This window comes from Streptomyces sp. NPDC004732 (assembly GCF_040609235.1).
In the GTDB taxonomy this organism is placed as follows: domain Bacteria; phylum Actinomycetota; class Actinomycetes; order Streptomycetales; family Streptomycetaceae; genus Streptomyces.
Genome location: NZ_JBEXJR010000022.1, coordinates 18,607 through 36,238, shown reverse-complemented (window position 1 = coordinate 36,238; position 17,632 = coordinate 18,607). Strand labels below are relative to the sequence as shown.

Here is a 17,632-nt window from a genome sequence, read left to right as displayed (position 1 = left end):
TCAGGATCTTCTGCGTCGATGCTTCTGGAATGTTTCGGATGTGTCGCGTGAGCGACCTGCCGCTTACTTGATCATGTAGATCGTGGCGAAGAGGCCGATCCAGACCACATCGACGAAGTGCCAGTAGTAGGACACGACGATGGCTGCGGTCGCCTGCTCGTGGGTGAACCTCCTGGCCGCATAGGTACGACCAAGGACCAGCAGGAAGGCGATCAGGCCGCCCGTCACATGCAGTCCGTGGAAGCCGGTGGTCAGGTAGAAGACCGAGCCGTACGGGTCGGACGAGAGCGAGAGGCCCTCGTGCTTGACCAGCTCGGTGTATTCGTACACCTGACCGCCGATGAAGATCGAACCCATGATGAAGGTGACGATGAACCACATCCGGAGCTTCTTCACATCACCGCGTTCAGCTGCGAAAACGCCCAGCTGACACGTGAGTGAGGAGAGCACCAGGATCGTGGTGTTCGTCGCTGAGAACGGGAAGTTAAGGGCCGAGGCCATTTCCTTCCAGTGATCAGGACCCGTCACCGATCGCAGGGTGAAGTACATCGCGAAGAGGGCCGCGAAGAACATCAGCTCGGAACTCAACCAGATGATGGTTCCGACGCTGGTGAGGTTCGGTCGATTGACCGGCGGGTGCGCGTGCCCGGTATCTACTGTCGTTGCTGTCGCCACGACCGACATTATGTCGGTCGCTTATCCCGCCCTCACCCCGGGGGGTGCCGTTCGGAGTGTCTACGGGGTGTGTCCTGCCCGGATGGCCCATCGGAGGCCTGTCCGAACCGGTGTTGACGGGGTGTCGGGAGGAGTAGCATCCGCGCATCGGTTCCCGCATCCCAAGACGGCACAGCTCGACGCAACAGCTCGACGTATCGGAGGAACAATGCAGCCGACCGCCACGGTGCTGGTCTACAGCGACAACGCGAGCACCCGCGAGCAAGTCCGGTTGGCCACGGGCCGCAGGCCGGCCACGGACGTTCCCCAGGTCCAGTTCATCGAGTGCGCCACACCGCACGCGGTCATCAAGGAGCTGGACCGGGGCGGCATCGACGTCTGCGTCCTCGACGGCGAGTCGGCGCCCGGCGGCATGGGCGTCTGCCGGCAGATCAAGGACGAGGTCTTCCAGTCGCCGCCCGTGCTCCTGCTCATGGGGCGCCCGCAGGACGCCTGGCTGGCCACCTGGAGCCGGGCGGAGGCCGCGGTGACCCTGCCGGTCGAGCCGGTGGAGTTCGCGAGCGCCCTGGCCGGTCTGCTGCGCAGCAAGACGGCCGTCGAGGCCTGAGCGGCCCTCCAGTCACACACGAGCAGCACGCCGATCTTCCACGAGAGGGGCCCACGCCATGGCGTGGGCCCCTCTCGTGCGCCTCTGACGGCCTCTCTGCCGGGCCGTCAGACCTGCGGCCGCAGCCTGGCCGCGTCGACCGCCGCGGGGCCCTCCTTGGTGCCGGAGAGCAGCGCGCTGCCCTTGCGCCACTTCTTCCAGCTCATGTTCCAGTCGCCGAGCCCGTTGCCGAACGTCGGCATGTCCTCGCCGTAGCTGTTGACGACCGTCACCAGGTCGCCCTGCCGGACGGTCTCGTAGAACCAGGCGGCGTCCCCGGTGCTCATGCCGGTGCAGCCGTGGCTGGTGTTCGCGGCGCCCTGCGAGCCCACCGACCAGGGCGCGGCGTGCACGTATTCGCCGGAGTCGGTCACCCGCGTCGCGTAATAGACCATCTTGTCGTAGAAGTCCGAAGCGCCGATGCTGGCGCTGGTCATGCGTACGGAGTACTCCTTGCCCAGCACCACCTTGACGCCGTTGCGCGTCGAGTAGCCGGGCTTGCCGGTGGTCACCGGCAAGGAGTTGATCTCCTCGCCGTTGCGGTAGACCGTCATGTAGTGCGACCCGGCGTCCGTGACGGCCTCGACGCGGTCGCCGATGGTCAGCTTCAGCGGCTTGGACTCGCCGCCCCACAGCTTCTTCTTGACCTTGAGGCCTTCGAGGTTGCTGGAGACGTTCACGGTCGCGCCCGCGGGCCAGTACTCCTTCGGGCGGTAGTGCAGCGTCTTGCTGTCCACCCAGTACCAGGCTCCCTCGGTGGCGGGCACCGAGCGGACCTTCAGGGCGCGCTCGACGACCGATCTGGCCTCCTTGCCCTTCACCTTGGCGCTGAGGGAGGCCGTGACGGGCTGTCCGACGCCGTACTTGCCCCCGTCGGGGCCGAAGGTGACCTTCAGCTGCTTCTTCTTGGCGGGCATGTCGGTGTCGAAGGTCATGACCTTGCGGCCCGGCGCCCCTTCTTCGTCCTCCGTGCTCACCCGCACGGTGTAGTGGGCCCCTGCCGCCAGCGGCGTGGTGCTGTGCCACCGGGCGCCGTCGGCCGAGAGTTCGCCCGCCACGTACCGCCCCACCGCGTCGGTGGCCAGCACGTCGGTGATGCGCCCGTCGTCGCCCTGGGCCGTGACTTCGAGCGGCTTGTCAGGATCCGCCTTCTGGCTGCCCACAGGGCCGTTGAAGGCGATCTGGCCCGCCGCGTCGTACGGCTTCGCCGAGAGCGGATGACCGTCGGAGCTGCCGCAGGCAGTGGCCCCCGCACCGAGTGCGGCCACCAGCATCGTGCAGCTCAGTACCGTGCGAATTCTCGGTGAGTGGCTCATAAACACACGGTATGAAGGTCTACCGGGTCCGGCGCGGCGAGTGACCCGTCCGTGGGGGTGTCGCTTACGCCGAAGGGCCCCGGCGCTCCTCTCGGAGTGCCGGGGCCCTTCGCGTGCGGGTCGGGAACTACAGACTCACTGGGTCTGGTTCTCGCCGCGGTAGTACTCGAACACCCAGCCCCACAGGCCGATCAGGAGGATCGGGGCCGAGAAGTACAGCAGCCACCAGCCGAAGACGACGCCCATGAAGGCGAGCGCGCCACCGATGGCCAGGGAGAGCGGCTGCCAGCTGTGCGGGCTGAAGAAGCCCACTTCGCCGGCCTCGTCCGCGACGTCGGCCTCCTTGTTGTCCTGTGCGGAGGCGTCGACCCGCCGGGCCGTGAAGGCCAGGTAGTAGCCGATCATGATGCACAGGCCGAAGGCCAGGAAGAGCGCCGTGGTACCGGCGGGCTCCTTCGACCACACGCCATAGACGATCGCCATGGCGAGGACGAAGACGCTCAGCCAGATGAACATCTTGCCCTGGATCTTCACTTCGCGGCCTCCTTGTTGCCGCCGAGCAGCGCGGTGTCCTTCTGCCCGTCGTTCTCGATGTGACCGAGCGCCGCGATCTCAGGGTGGTGCAGGTCGAACGCCGGCGATTCCGAGCGGATGCGCGGCAGGGTGAGGAAGTTGTGCCGCGGGGGCGGGCAGGACGTCGCCCACTCCAGGGAGCGGCCGTAACCCCACGGGTCGTCGACCTCGACCTTCTTGCCGTACTTGGCGGTCTTCCACACGTTGTAGAAGAACGGCAGGATCGACAGGCCGAGCAGGAACGACGAGATCGTCGAGATCGTGTTCAGCGCCGTGAAGCCGTCGGCGTGCAGGTAGTCCGCGTACCGGCGCGGCATGCCCTCGGCACCCAGCCAGTGCTGGACGAGGAACGTGCCGTGGAAGCCGATGAACAGCGTCCAGAAGGTGATCTTGCCCAGACGCTCGTCGAGCATCTTGCCGGTGAACTTCGGCCACCAGAAGTGGAAGCCGGAGAACATCGCGAACACCACGGTGCCGAACACCACGTAGTGGAAGTGCGCCACCACGAAGTACGAGTCCGAGACGTGGAAGTCCATCGGCGGCGAGGCCAGGATGACGCCCGTCAGACCACCGAAGGTGAAGGTGATCAGGAAGCCGACCGCCCAGAGCATCGGGGTCTCGAAACTCAGTGACCCCTTCCACATCGTGCCGATCCAGTTGAAGAACTTCACGCCTGTTGGCACGGCGATGAGGAACGTCATGAAGGAGAAGAACGGCAGTAGCACGCCGCCGGTGACGTACATGTGGTGCGCCCACACCGTCACGGACAGACCGGCGATGGCGATCGTCGCGCCGATGAGGCCCATGTAGCCGAACATCGGCTTGCGCGAGAACACTGGGATGACTTCGGAAATGATTCCGAAGAATGGTAGGGCGATGATGTACACCTCTGGATGGCCGAAGAACCAGAAGAGGTGTTGCCATAGCAACGCGCCGCCGTTTGAGGCGTCGAAGATATGGGCGCCGAATTTTCGGTCCGCCTCCAGGGCGAACAGTGCGGCGGCCAGAACCGGGAAGGCCAGCAGGACGAGCACCGCGGTCAGCAGCACGTTCCACACGAAGATCGGCATGCGGAACATCGTCATGCCCGGAGCGCGCATGCAGATGATGGTGGTGATGAAGTTGACCGAGCCGAGGATCGTACCGAAGCCGGAGAACGCCAGACCCATGATCCACATGTCCGCGCCGATGCCCGGCGAGCGGACCGCGTCCGACAGCGGGCTGTAGGCGAACCAGCCGAAGTCGGCCGCACCCTGCGGGGTGAGGAAGCCGCCGACCGCGATCAGCGAGCCGAACAGGTACAGCCAGTAGGCGAACATGTTCAGCCGCGGGAACGCCACATCGGGAGCACCGATCTGCAGCGGCATGATCCAGTTCGCGAAACCGGCGAACAGCGGCGTCGCGAACATCAGCAGCATGATCGTGCCGTGCATCGTGAACGCCTGGTTGAACTGCTCGTTCGACATGATCTGCGTGCCGGGACGGGCCAGTTCGGCGCGCATGAGGAGCGCCATGGCGCCACCGATGCAGAAGAACGCGAACGACGTGACCAGATAGAGCGTGCCGATCGTCTTGTGGTCAGTGGTGGTCAGCCACTTGATCACGACGTTTCCCGGCTGCTTGCGCCTGACCGGCAGCTCGTCCTCGTACGAGTCGTCTGCTGCCGCGGCACCCTGAGGTTCGTTGAGGATGCTCACAGGTTGTTCGTCTCCCGGTTCTTCTCATGGCCCGTCTGCTCGATGCCGGCCGGGATGTATCCGGTCTGGTTCTTCTTCGCGAGGTCCTCGAGGTGCTGCTTGTAGCGCTCGGGAGAGACGACCTTGACGTTGAAGAGCATCCGGGAGTGGTCGACGCCGCAGAGCTCGGCGCACTTGCCCATGAAGGTGCCCTCCCTGTTGGGAGTCACCTCGAAGGCGTTGGTGTGGCCCGGGATGACGTCCTGCTTCATGAGGAACGGCACCACCCAGAAGGAGTGGATGACGTCACGCGAAGTCAGAACGAAACGGACCTTCTCGCCCTTGGGGAGCCAGAGGGTCGGTCCGGGGTTGCCGTTCTGGGGGTTCCGCTCGCCGGGCGTGCCGACCTCGTAGACGCCGCCGGCGTTGGCCGGGAAGTCCTTGCGGAAGCGGTCCGGAATGGCGTCCAGGTCCTTGGACGTCTTGGCGTCGCCCTTGTCGGAACCCGGTACGTCCTCGATGTAGTTGAAGCCCCAGCTCCACTGATAGCCGACCACGTTGACCGTGTGGGCCGGCTTTGCGTCGAGCTTGAGGAGCTTCGACTCGTCACGTGCCGTGAAGTAGAAGAGCACCGACACGATGATGAGCGGAACCACCGTGTACAGGGCCTCGATGGGCATGTTGTAACGCGTCTGCGCCGGTACTTCCACCTTGGTGCGGCTGCGCCGGTGGAAGATGACGCTCCACAGGATCAGGCCCCAGACCAGCACGCCCGTGGCGAGCGCTGCCGCCCACGAGCCCTGCCAGAGGGAGAGAATCCGCGGAGCCTCTTCCGTTACCGGGGTGGGCATTCCAAGGCGGGGGAAATCCTTGTATGTGCAACCGGTGGCGGTCGCCAGGATCAGGCCCGCAGTCAGCACCTGCGGCAGCTTCCGCCGCATCGGGCGCCGCGACGAGCGGTCGGAGCCGTTGGGACTCACGTAGCGCCTTCCCGAGAGTCTCGCCCGCGCGGTCGGCTGCGGCCTCCACGCTGGTCGGTCGCCGCCCTGCGGCGGGCAGGGGTTTGGATGTTTATGCGGACCAAACCCTACTGGACGCTATTTGGGGTCGCGCGGGGAGGGTGCCTAACGCGCCGCGGGTCACTCCGAAGGGTGGGACGCCCGCCCCTCGACCGGTTTCTGACGGAGCCTTGGAACGCCCACGAGCTCGGTGGAATCCGCTGGTCCGCGGGTGCTGGTGTGGTGTGGTTGCTCGCGCAGTTCCCCGCGCCCCTGGGGAGCGGCCCCTGCGGGGCGCTCCCCCCTGGCCGGACGTCTTAGCGTTGACGCGTGCCCTACTTCGACGTCGCCTCCTCCGCTCCCCTCCATCCCGTCGCCCGGCAGGCCCTCCAAGCCTCCCTGGACGAAGGGTGGGCCGACCCCGCCCGGCTCTACCGCGAGGGGCGGCGGGCCAGGCTGCTCCTTGACGCCGCGCGCGAGGCGGCCGCCGACGCGGTGGGCTGCCGTCCCGACGAGCTCGTCTTCACCTCGTCCGGCACCCGTGCCGTGCACTCCGGGACCGCCGGAGCGCTCGCCGGGCGGCGGCGCGTCGGACGCCACCTGATCGTGTCGGCCGTCGAACATTCGTCGGTGCTCCATTCGGCGGAGGCCCATGAAGCCGACGGCGGGGCGGTGACCGAGGTGGCGGTGGACCGGGGCGGGGCGGTGGACCCGGCGGCGTACGCCGCCGCGCTGCGGGAGGACACCGCGCTCGCCTGTCTGCAGTCCGCCAACCACGAGGTCGGCACGGAGCAGCCGGTCGCCCGGGTCGCCGAGGTGTGCCGGGCCGCCGGGGTGCCGCTCCTGGTGGACGCCGCGCAGTCGCTGGCCTGGGGGCGCGTCGACGGGGACTGGTCGCTGCTGACAGGCAGTGCCCATAAATGGGGCGGCCCGGCAGGAGTCGGTCTTCTCGTCGTACGCAAAGGGGTGCGGTTCGCCGCGCAAGGGCCCGTCGACGAGCGGGAGTCCGGGCGGGCCGCCGGTTTCGAGAACATTCCGGCGGTCGTGGCGGCGGCCGCCTCGCTGCGGGCGGTGCGGGCCGAGGCCGCCGCGGAGGGTGCGCGGCTGCGGGAGCTGACGGAGCGGATCCGGGCGCGGGTGCCCGGGCTCGTGCCGGATGTGGAGGTGGTGGGCGATCCGGTACGGCGCCTGCCGCACCTCGTCACCTTCTCCTGTCTCTATGTCGACGGGGAGACCGTGCTGCACGAGCTCGACCGGGCCGGGTTCTCCGTGTCGTCCGGATCCTCGTGCACCAGTTCGACGCTGACGCCGAGCCATGTGCTGCGCGCCATGGGGGTGGTCAGCGAGGGGAACGTACGGGTGTCGCTGCCGTTCGGGGCCGAGGAGGCGGACGTCGAGCGGTTCCTCGATGTGCTGCCCGGGGTCGTGCGCGGGGTGCGGGAGACCTTGGGGGCGCCGGTCGCGGGCGGGGACGGGGCGGCGGAGGCCGTGACCGTCGATGCGCTCGGGATGGCCTGCCCGCTGCCGGTCATCGAGCTGGCCAAGGCGATCGGGCGGGTACGGGTGGGCGGCACCGTCACCGTCCTCGCCGACGACGAGGTCGCGGCCGTGGACATTCCCGCCTGGTGCTGGACGCAGGGGCAGGAGTACGTGGGTGAGCGGCCGGCGGACCACGGTGTCGCGTACGTGGTCCGCCGGAGCTCGTGACGACTAGGCCAGGTGCGGCTGGACCTCGGCGGTGGCCTCGTGGCCGTACGCCTTGGTGAAGCGGTCGATGAAGTTGCTGCGGCGCAGCTCGTACTCCTGCGTGCCGACGGTCTCGATGACCAGGGTGGCGAGCATGCAGCCGACCTGCGCCGCGCGCTCGTGGGAGACGCCCCAGGCGAGGCCCGAGAGGAAGCCCGCGCGGAACGCGTCGCCGACGCCGGTCGGCTCGACCTTCGCCTCCTCCTCCGGGACGCCGACCTCGATCGGGTCCTTGCCGACGGACTCGATGCGGACGCCGTTCGCGCCGAGGGTCGTCACGCGGTGGCCGACCCGCGAGAGGATCTCGGCGTCGGTCCAGCCCGTCTTGGACTCGATGAGCCCCTTCTCGTACTCGTTGGAGAAGAGGTACGTCGCCCCGTCGAGGAGCGTGCGGATCTCCTCGCCCTCCATGCGCGCGATCTGCTGCGAGAAGTCCGCGGCGAAGGGGATCTCGCGGGTGCGGCACTCCTCGGTGTGCCGGAGCATCGCCTCGGGGTCGTCGGCACCGATCGAGACGAGGTCGAGGCCGCCCACGCGGTCCGCGACGGCCTTCAGCTCGATGAGGCGGGCCTCGCTCATCGCGCCCGTGTAGAAGGAGCCGATCTGGTTGTGGTCGGCGTCCGTGGTGCAGACGAAGCGGGCGGTGTGCAGGGTCTCGGAGATGCGCACCGAGGCCGTGTCCACGCCGTGCCGGTCGAGCCAGGCGCGGTACTCGCCGAAGTCGGATCCTGCGGACCCGACGAGGATCGGGTTGGTGCCGAGCTGTCCCATGCCGAAGGTGATGTTGGCGGCGACGCCGCCCCTGCGGACATCGAGGGCGTCGACGAGGAAGGAGAGGGAGACCGTGTGCAACTGATCGGCGACCAGCTGGTCGGCGAAGCGGCCGGGGAAGGTCATCAGGTGGTCGGTGGCGATGGAGCCGGTGACTGCAATACGCACGGCTGGATGCTCCTGTGGAGGAGAGGCGGGGATTGACAGTTCACGCTACCGGGTCGAGGCACCCCTCCTGAAGTGCCAAAACTACCCGATAGTAGGTCTTTTTTCATGAGCGTCCGGATGCATACGGTGCCGTTATGACCGTTATCCCGAAGGATGTCGTCCTGCAGCGTCGCACCGCACCCGTCGGGGAGGCCGCGGAGAGCATGGAGTCGCTGCGCGGCGACTGCGCCCGCATGGCGCCGCACTGGGCGGTGCCCGCCCTGGCCGCGACCGCCCCCGTGCCGCCCTCACTGATCCACGGCATCACCGTCCCGCCCTCCTCCGCACGCCTGATCGGCGAAATGTCCGAGTACGGAGACTGAGGGAGACTGATTCCGGGACCCTGGCGCACTCGTCGAGGGAACCGTGCGCTCCCCCGCTGCGTCCCATCGCCGTCCCCCGTAAAGGGGAACTGAGATACGACGAAGCCTGCCGGTGGCAATCACCGGTGGGATCTCCGGGACAGCAGTGCAGTCGAAGGAGCGATGCGGTGAGCACCGAGCGATCCGATCATGAGGCGGCCGAGCCGCAACGGCGGCGGTCCCGCCTGGCCGTCGCCTCGGTCGCGGCCACCGTGCTGCTGGTCGGCGGCGGTGGGGCGTACTTCGCGGCGTCCGCGTCCGGCGGTGGCGGCAACGGCGGCAGTGACGGGGCACCCGCGGGGGACGGCGGCAACCCGCCGCCCCTCGCCCTGGACGGCTATCCGGCCGGCGACGGGCCGGGCGACGCCAGAAGCGGCACCGGCGGTACGGGTGGCACCGGCGACTCCAACGGCATCGCGCCCGGCGAGCCCGACCCGAACGGCGCGAAGTACCGGGCGACCACCCAGCTGCCCGACGGCCCCGAGTCCGCTGCGGTCTACCACGCCCGCGGCGAGGTCACCCGGGCCGAAGTCACCGAGCTGGCGAAGGCCCTGGGCGTGACCGGGACGCCGAAGTCGCAGGACGGCGCCTGGAAGGTGGGAGCTGGTAACGACGGGTCCGGGCCCTCGCTGCAGGTGAACAAGCAGGCGCCCGGCACCTGGACCTACGCCGGACACGGCACGGCCGGCACCGACAACTGCCCCCGGTTCAAGCCCTGTTCCAGCACCTCCACCGCGCCGAACGGCGAGACGGGCGACGCGGTGAGCGAGCAGGCGGCCAAGGACGCCGCCACGCCCGTCCTGAAGGCGCTCGGCCAGGACGACGCGAAGCTGGACGCGAGCCAGCTGATGGGCGCGGTACGGGTGGTGAACGCCGACCCGAAGGTGGACGGCCTGCCGACGTACGGCTGGTCGACCGGCATCCAGGTCGGCGCGGGCGGCGAAGTGGTCGGCGGCAGCGGCCAGTTGAAGGCGCCGGTCAAGGGCGCCACGTATCCGGTGATCGGCGCCCAGGAGACCCTGGACCGGCTGAACAAGTCGGGCGGCGACGGGCACGTCGGCATCGGCGGCTGTGCGACCCCGGTGCCGCACGCCGACGACGAGACGAAGAACGAGGGCGGCAGCGGCCCGAAGCAGGCCCCCTGCAAGCCGTCGTCCGAGGCGCCGAAGCCGCAGCCGGTCGCCGTCAACGGCGCCACGTTCGGCCTCGCGACGCACTTCGTGGACGGCAAGCAGACCCTCGTACCGTCCTGGCTGTTCGACGTGAAGCCGAAGGGCGCGCAGGACACCTTCACGGTGACGCACCCGGCGGTCGCGCCCGAGTACCTGACGTCGCCCAGCACCCCGGGCACGCCGACGCCCACCGAGAAGCCGGGCGACAAGGGCGAAGGGACCGGGAAGAGCGATGCGGACAAGACGCGCCTCACGTCCTACAGCGCCGACGGGAAGTCGCTGACCGTGCACTTCTGGGGCAGCGCCTGCGCCGAGTACTCCGCGTCCGCGCGGGAGGACGGCGACCGTGTGACGGTCGGGATCGAGCAGACCGGCAAGAAGGGCGACGTCTGCATCATGATGGCCAAGGACCTCAAGAAGAAGGTCACCCTGGACAAGCCGCTGGGCGACCGCAAGGTCGTGGACTCCGCGGGCGACACGGTCCGGCAGAAGTAGCAGCACGCAGCAGCACGTACGAAGGCGGCGGCCCCCTGGGATTCCAGGGGGCCGCCGCCTTCGTACGTGGGTGCCCGCAGCCTTAGCTGAAGGAGTCGCCGCAGGCGCAGGAGCCGGTGGCGTTCGGGTTGTCGATCGTGAAGCCCTGCTTCTCGATGGTGTCCACGAAGTCGATGGAGGCGCCGCCCAGGTAGGGAGCGCTCATCCGGTCCGTGACGACCTTCACGCCGTCGAAGTCCTTCACGACGTCGCCGTCGAGCGAGCGCTCGTCGAAGAACAGCTGGTAGCGCAGGCCCGAGCAGCCGCCGGGCTGAACGGCGACGCGCAGCGCCAGGTCGTCCCGGCCCTCCTGCTCCAGCAGGCCCTTCACCTTGGCCGCGGCGGCGTCCGACAGGAGGATGCCGTCGCTCACGGTGGTGGTCTCGTCCGATACGGACATCTGCTTCTCTCCCGGGTTGTACGGAGACTGCTTGCCGACGGTTGCAACCGGCGGGGCCGCGGATTCATTCCGGGCCGAGCGCTTACGTCTTACCCCTTCATGCTCGCACATGGCGCCGGGTGGAACAGCGGGCCGCGGGACGGGGAATGCGTCACATCGACACAATGGCCATCGTCAAACTGACACGAAGCAGTTATGATAGATAACGTCAATTAGACGAAAAGGATCGTCTGCAGATTAGAAAGGGTGCGTGTTGTGACCACCGCCCAGTCCCCCGTGGACAGCGTGAACCTCGATGTTCAGCCCACGCCCCTCGCTCTGCTGCTGCTCGGCCGCGAGGCCGACCCCAGGAGCGAGCGCGGTGTGGAGTGCCCCGGCGATCTGCCGTCCCCGTCCGACCCGGACCTGGTCGAGCGCGCCCGCGCCGCCAAGGAGAAGCTCGGCGACAAGGTCTTCGTGCTGGGCCACCACTACCAGCGCGACGAAGTCATCCAGTTCGCGGACGTCACCGGCGACTCCTTCAAGCTGGCGCGGGACGCGGCCGCGCGGCCGGACGCGGAGTACATCGTCTTCTGCGGTGTGCACTTCATGGCCGAGTCCGCGGACATCCTGACGACGGACGACCAGAAGGTCGTGCTCCCCGACCTGGCCGCGGGCTGCTCGATGGCCGACATGGCCACCGCCGAGCAGGTCGCCGAGTGCTGGGACGTGCTGACGGAGGCGGGGATCGCCGAGCAGGTCGTGCCCGTCTCGTACATGAACTCCTCGGCCGACATCAAGGCGTTCACGGGCAAGCACGGCGGCACCATCTGCACGTCGTCCAACGCCAAGCGCGCGCTGGAGTGGGCCTTCGAGCAGGGGGAGAAGATCCTCTTCCTGCCCGACCAGCACCTGGGCCGCAACACCGCCGTGCGCGACATGGGGCTCTCGCTCGACGACTGCGTGCTCTACAACCCGCACAAGCCGAACGGCGGCCTGACCGCCGAGCAGCTGCGCGACGCGAAGATGATCCTGTGGCGCGGGCACTGCTCGGTGCACGGGCGCTTCTCGCTGGAGAGCGTCGAGGACGTCCGTGCGCGCATCCCGGGCGTGAACGTCCTGGTGCACCCGGAGTGCAAGCACGAGGTCGTCGCCGCGGCCGACCACGTGGGTTCGACCGAGCACATCATCCAGATGCTGGAGGCGGCGCCCGCCGGTTCCAAGTGGGCCATCGGGACCGAGCTGAACCTCGTGCGCCGACTGGCGAACCGTTTCGCCGCCGAGGACAAGGAGATCGTCTTCCTCGACAAGACGGTCTGCTTCTGCTCGACCATGAACCGGATCGACCTGCCGCACCTGGTCTGGACCCTGGAGTCCCTCGCCGAGGGAAAGCTGGTCAACCAGATCGAGGTGGACCGGGAGACCGAGCAGTTCGCGAAGCTGGCGCTGGAGCGGATGCTGGCGCTTCCGTAGGCCCGCTCTTCCCCATGCCGTAAGGGGCACCCGCTATTGCGGGTGCCCCTTACGGCGTTCTACGCTCCTTCAACGCCGCGGCCAGCGCCTCCAGCGCGGGGACGGACGCGGCCAGCGCCGCCCGCTGCTCGTCGCCGAGCTGGGCGAGCGCGTCGGCGAAGAGCTCCGACCAGGCGTTCTCGATCAGGGCCATGCCCTGATCCGCCTTGAGGGTCGGCTTCAGGCGCACCACCCGGCCGTCGTTCGGGTCCTTCTCGCGCTCCAGCAGCCCCTGGTTCACCAGACCGCGCACCGTGGCGCTCGCATTGCTCGCGTGCAGGCCCAGTTCGCGGGCCAGGACGCTCACGGTCGTGCCGGGCTCCGCGTGGACGTAGCGCAGCAACTCCAGCTCCGAGGGCGGCAGTCGCCACAGCCCTGCCTCGTCCATGCCCTGGAAGCGCAGGACGCGCGAGAGGGCGTAGAGCGGCGGGGTCAGCTCCCTGGCCTGTCGGCTGAGCAGCCGGTCGGCCTCTTGCCCGGCGTCGGTTCGCGCGTTCCGTTTCTCGGTCACTCCCCCATGCTAGCGCTCTTTATAGTTATATAACTATCTCCATCTCCTCCTGCCCCGGAAGGGTCGCCCCGCCATGCCCTTGCTCACCGCCGCGCTCGCGCTGCTCTCGTTCATCGGTCCGCTGTCGACCGACATGTATCTGCCCGCCTTTCCGCGCATGGCCGCGGAGTTGGGCACCGATGCCTCTGGGGTGCAGCTCACGCTGACCGCGTTCCTCGTCGGGATGACGCTCGGGCACCTCGTCTTCGGGCCGCTCTCCGACCGGTACGGCAGGCGTGGGCCGCTGCTCGCGGGCGCCGCCGTGTGCACCGTGGGGACCGCACTGTGTGCCGTGGCGCCCTCGCTGGGGTGGCTGGTCGCGCTGCGGTTCGTGGCCGGGTTCAGCGGGGCCGCGGGGGTGGTGATCAGCCGGGCCGTGGTCTCCGACGTGGTCCGGGGGGCCGCCGCGGCGCGGATGCTCGGGGTCCTGATGACGCTCGCCGGGATCGCGCCGATCCTCGCGCCGCTCGCGGGCGGTGCCGTGCTCGGGGGCGCCGGGTGGCGGGGCGTGTTCTGGGTGCTCACCGCGGTGTCCGCGCTGGTGACGCTCGCCGTCGTGGTCGGCGTGCCGGAGAGCCTGCCCGCGGAGCGGCGGCACGCGGGCGGGGTGCGGCGGACCGCCGCCGCGGTGCGGGAGGTCCTCGCCGACCGGGCGTACGTCGGCTACACGCTCGCCTTCACCTTCGGGTTCGGGATGCTCTTCTGCTACATCGCCGGGTCGCCGTTCCTGCTGCAGAACGTCCTCGGGATGGGGGTGGGCGCCTCGTCCGTCGCCTTCTCCGGCGGGGCGGTCGTCGCGACGCTGTCCAGCGCGGTGGGGGCCCGGCTGGTGGGGCGGGTCGGGCCTGAGGCGTTGCTGCGGGGCGGGCTGACGGCGATGCTCGCCGGGTCGTGCGCGCTGCTGGTGCTCGCCGTGGGCGGGCTGCTCCCGGTCGCCGTCTGCCTGCCGCTGCTGGCCGTGGTGTGCGGCGGGTTCGGGCTCGTGGTCGCCAACTCGGCGGCGCTGGCGCTGGCCCGGGTGCCGGGGGCCTCCGGCGTGGGCTCGGCGCTCCTCGGCACCGCCCAGAGCGCGCTGGGGGCGGTGGTGGCGCCGCTGGTGGGCCTCGGTGGCGAGCACACGGCCGTGCCGCTGTTCTGCGGGATGGCGCTGTGCAGTGCGACGGCCCTGGCCGCGGCCGGGGTGGGGATACGGGGACGGGGCGCTCCTCTGGTCGAGGAGCGCCCCGTCGGGTGAGGCACCGGCGATCAGACCTGTGCGGGTGCCGCGTCCTTCTCGGAGGCGGTGCCCGCCTTCTTCGCCCGCTTCGTCTCGCGCTTGGCACGCCTGCGCTCCTTGCGGAGCTCCACCATCGCGTACAGCGTCGGCACGAGGAGGAGGGTGAGGAGCGTCGAGGTGATCAGGCCGCCGATCACCACCACCGCGAGCGGCTGGGCGATGAAGCCGCCCTCGCCCGTGACCCCCAGGGCCATCGGGAGCAGGGCGAAGATCGTCGCCAGGGCCGTCATGAGGATCGGGCGCAGCCGGTGGCGGCCGCCCTCGATGACCGCATCGACCGTGCCGTACCCCTGCTTGCGGTACTGGTTGATGAGGTCGATCAGGACGATCGCGTTGGTGACCACGATGCCGATGAGCATCAGCATGCCGATCATCGCGGGGACGCCCATCGGGGTGTCCGTGAGGACGAGCAGGCCGATCGCGCCCGTCGCCGCGAACGGGATGGAGACCAGCAGGATCAGCGGCTGGACCAGCGAGCGGAAGGTCGCGACCAGGAGCATGAAGACGATCGCGATGGCCGCCAGCATCGCGAGGCCCAGCTTGGCGAACGCCTCGTCCTGGTCCTCGGAGACACCGCCGATCGAGGCCGTGGCCCCGTCGGGGAGCTTCAGCGCGTCGAGCTTCTTGGTCAGGTCCGCGCTGACCGCGCCGGTGTTGTCACCGGTCGGCTTCGCGGTGATCGTCGCGGCCCGCGCGCCGTCGATGCGGGTCATCGAGACCGGGCCGTCGACCAGTTCGACGTCGGCGATGTCACCGAGCTTCACCCCGGGGCGCAGCGCCAGCTTCTTCAGCTCGTCGAGGGTCTTCGCCGGCTTCGCCGACTTGATCACGACGTCGCGCTCGGTGTCGTCGAGGATGGCCTTGCCGCTGGTGGTGCCGCGCACCGACTGGGCGACGGCCTGGCCGAGGGTGGTGTCGTCGAACCCTGCCGCGGCCGCCTTGGCGGTGGCCTTGACCGAGATGCGCGGGACGCTCTGCGCCAGGTCGCTCTGGACGTCGGTGACGTCGTCGAGCTTGGCGACCTCGTCCCGCACGTCGTCGGACGCCTCACGCAGGACCTTCCCGTCGGCGGCCTTCACCACGACGCTGAGGTCCTGGCTGCCGAAGCCGTCACCCGCGGAGACCGTGGTCCGGCCGATCCCGGAGAGCTTGCCGAGCTCCTTCTCGACGAGGTCCTGCGTCTTGTCGTACGACGACTTGTCCTTGAGCGTCAGGGTGTACGAGGCCTGGTTGGTGTCCGTGCCGCCGCCGAAGGCGGCCATGAAGCCGGAGGAGCCGACCGTGACCTGGTAGTCCTTGATCCCGTCGAGGCCCGACAGCATCTTCTCGACCTTCTTCGCCGCGGCGTCGGACGCCGAGAGGCTCGTGCCGGGCTTCAACTCCTGCTTGATGGAGAGGACTTCCTGCTCGCCCTGGTCGAAGAAGTTCGTCTTCAGGAGCGGCGCCATGCCGAACGTGCCGACCAGGATCACGAGCGCGATGCCGAGGCTGGTGAGGCGGCGGCGCGTCGCGAAGCGCAGGACGGGGACGTACATCCGCTGGAGCCTGCTGCGGCTCTCCTTCTCCTCGGCCTTGCGGCGGGCCTCCTCCGGGTCCACGCCCTGGATCGACTTCGGGGCGCGCAGGAACCAGTACGAGAGGACCGGCACGACCGTCAGCGAGACGAGCAGGGAGGCGAGGAGCGCCGCCGTGACCGTCAGCGAGAACGAGCCGAAGAGCTCGCCCACCATGCCGCCGACCAGACCGATGGGGAGGAACACCGCGACCGTGGTGAGGGTGGAGGACGTGACGGCGCCCGCCACCTCGCGGACCGCCTTCAGGATCGCCTGCTCGCGCTCCTCGCCGTAGCCGAGGTGGCGCTTGATGTTCTCCAGGACCACGATCGAGTCGTCGACGACCCGGCCGATGGCGATGGTCAGCGCGCCGAGCGTGAGCATGTTCAGGGAGAGGTCGCGCGTCCACAGGACGATCAGGGCGAGCACGACCGAGAGCGGGATGGAGACCGCGGTGACCAGCGTCGAGCGGATCGACGCCAGGAAGACCAGGATGATGACGACCGCGAAGAGCAGGCCGAGCGCGCCCTCGGTGGTGAGGCCCTTGATGGACTTGGCGACGGCCGGACCCTGGTCGCTCGCGACCGTCAGGGTGGCGCCGGAGCCGAGGTCCTTGCGCAGGTCGGGGAGCTTGTCCTGGACCGCGTCGGAGATGGCGACGGCGCTGCCGTCGTGGTCCATCGTGACCGCGACCGCGAGGCTCGGCTCGCCGTCGGTGCGCGTGATGGACGTGGCGGTGGACGGCTTCTGCTCGACCTTGGCCACGTCGCCGAGGCGCACCGGCTTGCCGGGCTGCTCGCCGGGCGTGGCCTCGGGCGTGACCCGCAGGTTCTCGATCTGCCGCAGCGAGGTGTAGCCGCCGCCGACCTGCACGGTGCGGTTCTTGCCGCCCTCGTCGAAGGAGCCTGCGGGCAGCGTGGCGCCGCCCGCCTGGAGCGCCTTGCCGAGCGCGGCCGGGGTCAGCCCGGCCTTCGCCAGCTTCCGGTCGTCGGGGGTGACGTCGACCTGGAGGTCGCGGACGCCGTCGACGGTGACCTGGCCGACGCCGTCGATGTCCTTGAGGGACGGCACGACGGTGCGGTCCAGCTGGTCGGCGAGGGCCTGCTGGTCCTTGTCGGAGGTGACGGAGAGGACGACGGTCGGGATGTCGTCGGTGGAGCCCGCGACGACCTGCGGGTCGACGTCGTCGGGCAGTTCGGCGCGGGCGCGGTTCACGGCCTGCTGGACATCGGCGACGAGCTGCTTGGAGCCGCTGCCGTAGTCGAACGAGGCCATGATCACGGCGTTGCCCTCGCTCGCCGTGGAGGTGACGCCGGTGATGCCGTCGACCGCGTCGATGGTGTTCTCGAGCGGCTCGACGACCTGCTTCTCGACCACGTCCGGGGACGCGCCCTGGTACGGCGCGAGCACGGACACCATGGGCAGTTCGATGGAGGGCAGCAGCTGCTGCTTGAGCTGCGGTATCGCGATGGCGCCGAAGACGATCGCGATGATCGACATCAGCCCTATGAGTGCCCGTTGGGCAAGGCTGAACCTGGACAGCCAGGACATGGTGGTCTCTCTCTGTGGCGTGCGCGGCAGGGGCGGACGAGGCCGGACAGGCTGCCGGGCAGGGCCGTGGAGACGGCCACGGCCAGGGCCCGGAAAGTGGGTGCCTGCGGCAAGCTTCGGCCGCCCCTCACACTC

General features: G+C 69.2%; 15 protein-coding genes. 6 read left to right on the top strand and 9 right to left on the bottom strand.

Annotated features, from left to right (window positions below; all coding sequences use genetic code 11):
- Window positions 1-63: 63 nt before the first annotated feature.
- The gene (locus ABZV77_RS40045; protein ID WP_356267872.1) at window positions 64-684 is read right to left on the bottom strand and encodes a heme-copper oxidase subunit III; all 621 of its coding nucleotides are present in this window, start codon (window positions 682-684) and stop codon (window positions 64-66) included.
- Window positions 685-883: 199 nt separating this feature from the next.
- Here ABZV77_RS40045 and ABZV77_RS40040 point away from each other — a divergent pair, with 199 nt between their 5' ends.
- A complete protein-coding gene (locus tag ABZV77_RS40040; RefSeq protein ID WP_055566235.1) occupies window positions 884-1,282 on the top strand; it encodes a response regulator transcription factor in 399 nt (132 codons plus the stop codon).
- Window positions 1,283-1,389: 107 nt separating this feature from the next.
- On the opposite strand, the gene ABZV77_RS40035 is transcribed toward ABZV77_RS40040, so the two are convergent.
- From ABZV77_RS40035 to coxB, 4 genes are all read right to left on the bottom strand, one after another.
- Window positions 1,390-2,637 carry an Ig-like domain-containing protein gene (locus ABZV77_RS40035; RefSeq protein ID WP_356267870.1) on the bottom strand — a complete coding sequence of 416 codons (1,248 nt, stop codon included), beginning with the start codon at window positions 2,635-2,637 and terminating at the stop codon, window positions 1,390-1,392.
- Between the two features lie 135 nt (window positions 2,638-2,772).
- On the bottom strand, window positions 2,773-3,171 hold the full coding sequence (locus ABZV77_RS40030; protein WP_356267868.1) for a cytochrome c oxidase subunit 4: 399 nt from the start codon (window positions 3,169-3,171) through the stop codon (window positions 2,773-2,775).
- Window positions 3,168-4,907, bottom strand: a complete 1,740-nt coding sequence (ctaD, locus tag ABZV77_RS40025; RefSeq protein WP_356267866.1) for a cytochrome c oxidase subunit I — start codon at window positions 4,905-4,907, stop codon at window positions 3,168-3,170. Before ctaD ends, ABZV77_RS40030 begins: the two co-directional genes overlap by 4 nt.
- The gene (gene coxB / locus ABZV77_RS40020; protein ID WP_356267864.1) at window positions 4,904-5,866 is read right to left on the bottom strand and encodes a cytochrome c oxidase subunit II; all 963 of its coding nucleotides are present in this window, start codon (window positions 5,864-5,866) and stop codon (window positions 4,904-4,906) included. The genes ctaD and coxB overlap by 4 nt, the downstream gene beginning before the upstream one ends.
- Before the next feature lie 348 nt (window positions 5,867-6,214).
- On the opposite strand from coxB, the gene ABZV77_RS40015 reads away from it, so the two are divergent.
- Window positions 6,215-7,591, top strand: a complete 1,377-nt coding sequence (locus tag ABZV77_RS40015) for an aminotransferase class V-fold PLP-dependent enzyme (RefSeq protein ID WP_356267862.1) — start codon at window positions 6,215-6,217, stop codon at window positions 7,589-7,591.
- Between the two features lie 3 nt (window positions 7,592-7,594).
- Here ABZV77_RS40015 and ABZV77_RS40010 read toward each other — a convergent pair whose 3' ends face one another.
- A complete protein-coding gene (locus tag ABZV77_RS40010) occupies window positions 7,595-8,569 on the bottom strand; it encodes a carbohydrate kinase family protein (RefSeq protein WP_356267860.1) in 975 nt (324 codons plus the stop codon).
- A 134-nt stretch (window positions 8,570-8,703) separates the two neighbouring features.
- Between ABZV77_RS40010 and ABZV77_RS40005 the strand changes: the two genes are divergently transcribed.
- Window positions 8,704-8,931 (top strand): hypothetical protein, encoded by a 228-nt coding sequence (locus ABZV77_RS40005; RefSeq protein ID WP_356267978.1) that lies wholly within the window; start codon window positions 8,704-8,706, stop codon window positions 8,929-8,931.
- A 167-nt stretch (window positions 8,932-9,098) separates the two neighbouring features.
- Window positions 9,099-10,637 (top strand): hypothetical protein, encoded by a 1,539-nt coding sequence (locus tag ABZV77_RS40000; protein WP_356267858.1) that lies wholly within the window; start codon window positions 9,099-9,101, stop codon window positions 10,635-10,637.
- A gap of 82 nt (window positions 10,638-10,719) precedes the next feature.
- On the opposite strand, the gene ABZV77_RS39995 is transcribed toward ABZV77_RS40000, so the two are convergent.
- Window positions 10,720-11,076, bottom strand: a complete 357-nt coding sequence (locus tag ABZV77_RS39995; protein WP_030933606.1) for an iron-sulfur cluster assembly accessory protein — start codon at window positions 11,074-11,076, stop codon at window positions 10,720-10,722.
- 255 nt (window positions 11,077-11,331) lie between these two features.
- Here ABZV77_RS39995 and nadA point away from each other — a divergent pair, with 255 nt between their 5' ends.
- Window positions 11,332-12,528: a quinolinate synthase NadA gene (gene nadA / locus ABZV77_RS39990; RefSeq protein WP_356267856.1), complete on the top strand. Its 1,197-nt coding sequence runs from the start codon at window positions 11,332-11,334 to the stop codon at window positions 12,526-12,528.
- 49 nt (window positions 12,529-12,577) lie between these two features.
- Here nadA and ABZV77_RS39985 read toward each other — a convergent pair whose 3' ends face one another.
- Window positions 12,578-13,078: a MarR family transcriptional regulator gene (locus tag ABZV77_RS39985; protein ID WP_356267854.1), complete on the bottom strand. Its 501-nt coding sequence runs from the start codon at window positions 13,076-13,078 to the stop codon at window positions 12,578-12,580.
- Window positions 13,079-13,151: 73 nt separating this feature from the next.
- On the opposite strand from ABZV77_RS39985, the gene ABZV77_RS39980 reads away from it, so the two are divergent.
- Window positions 13,152-14,351, top strand: coding sequence for a multidrug effflux MFS transporter (locus tag ABZV77_RS39980; protein WP_356267852.1), 1,200 nt, complete (start codon window positions 13,152-13,154; stop codon window positions 14,349-14,351).
- Between the two features lie 11 nt (window positions 14,352-14,362).
- Here ABZV77_RS39980 and ABZV77_RS39975 read toward each other — a convergent pair whose 3' ends face one another.
- A complete protein-coding gene (locus ABZV77_RS39975; RefSeq protein WP_356267850.1) occupies window positions 14,363-17,497 on the bottom strand; it encodes an efflux RND transporter permease subunit in 3,135 nt (1,044 codons plus the stop codon).
- Between the last annotated feature and the right edge of the window lie 135 nt (window positions 17,498-17,632).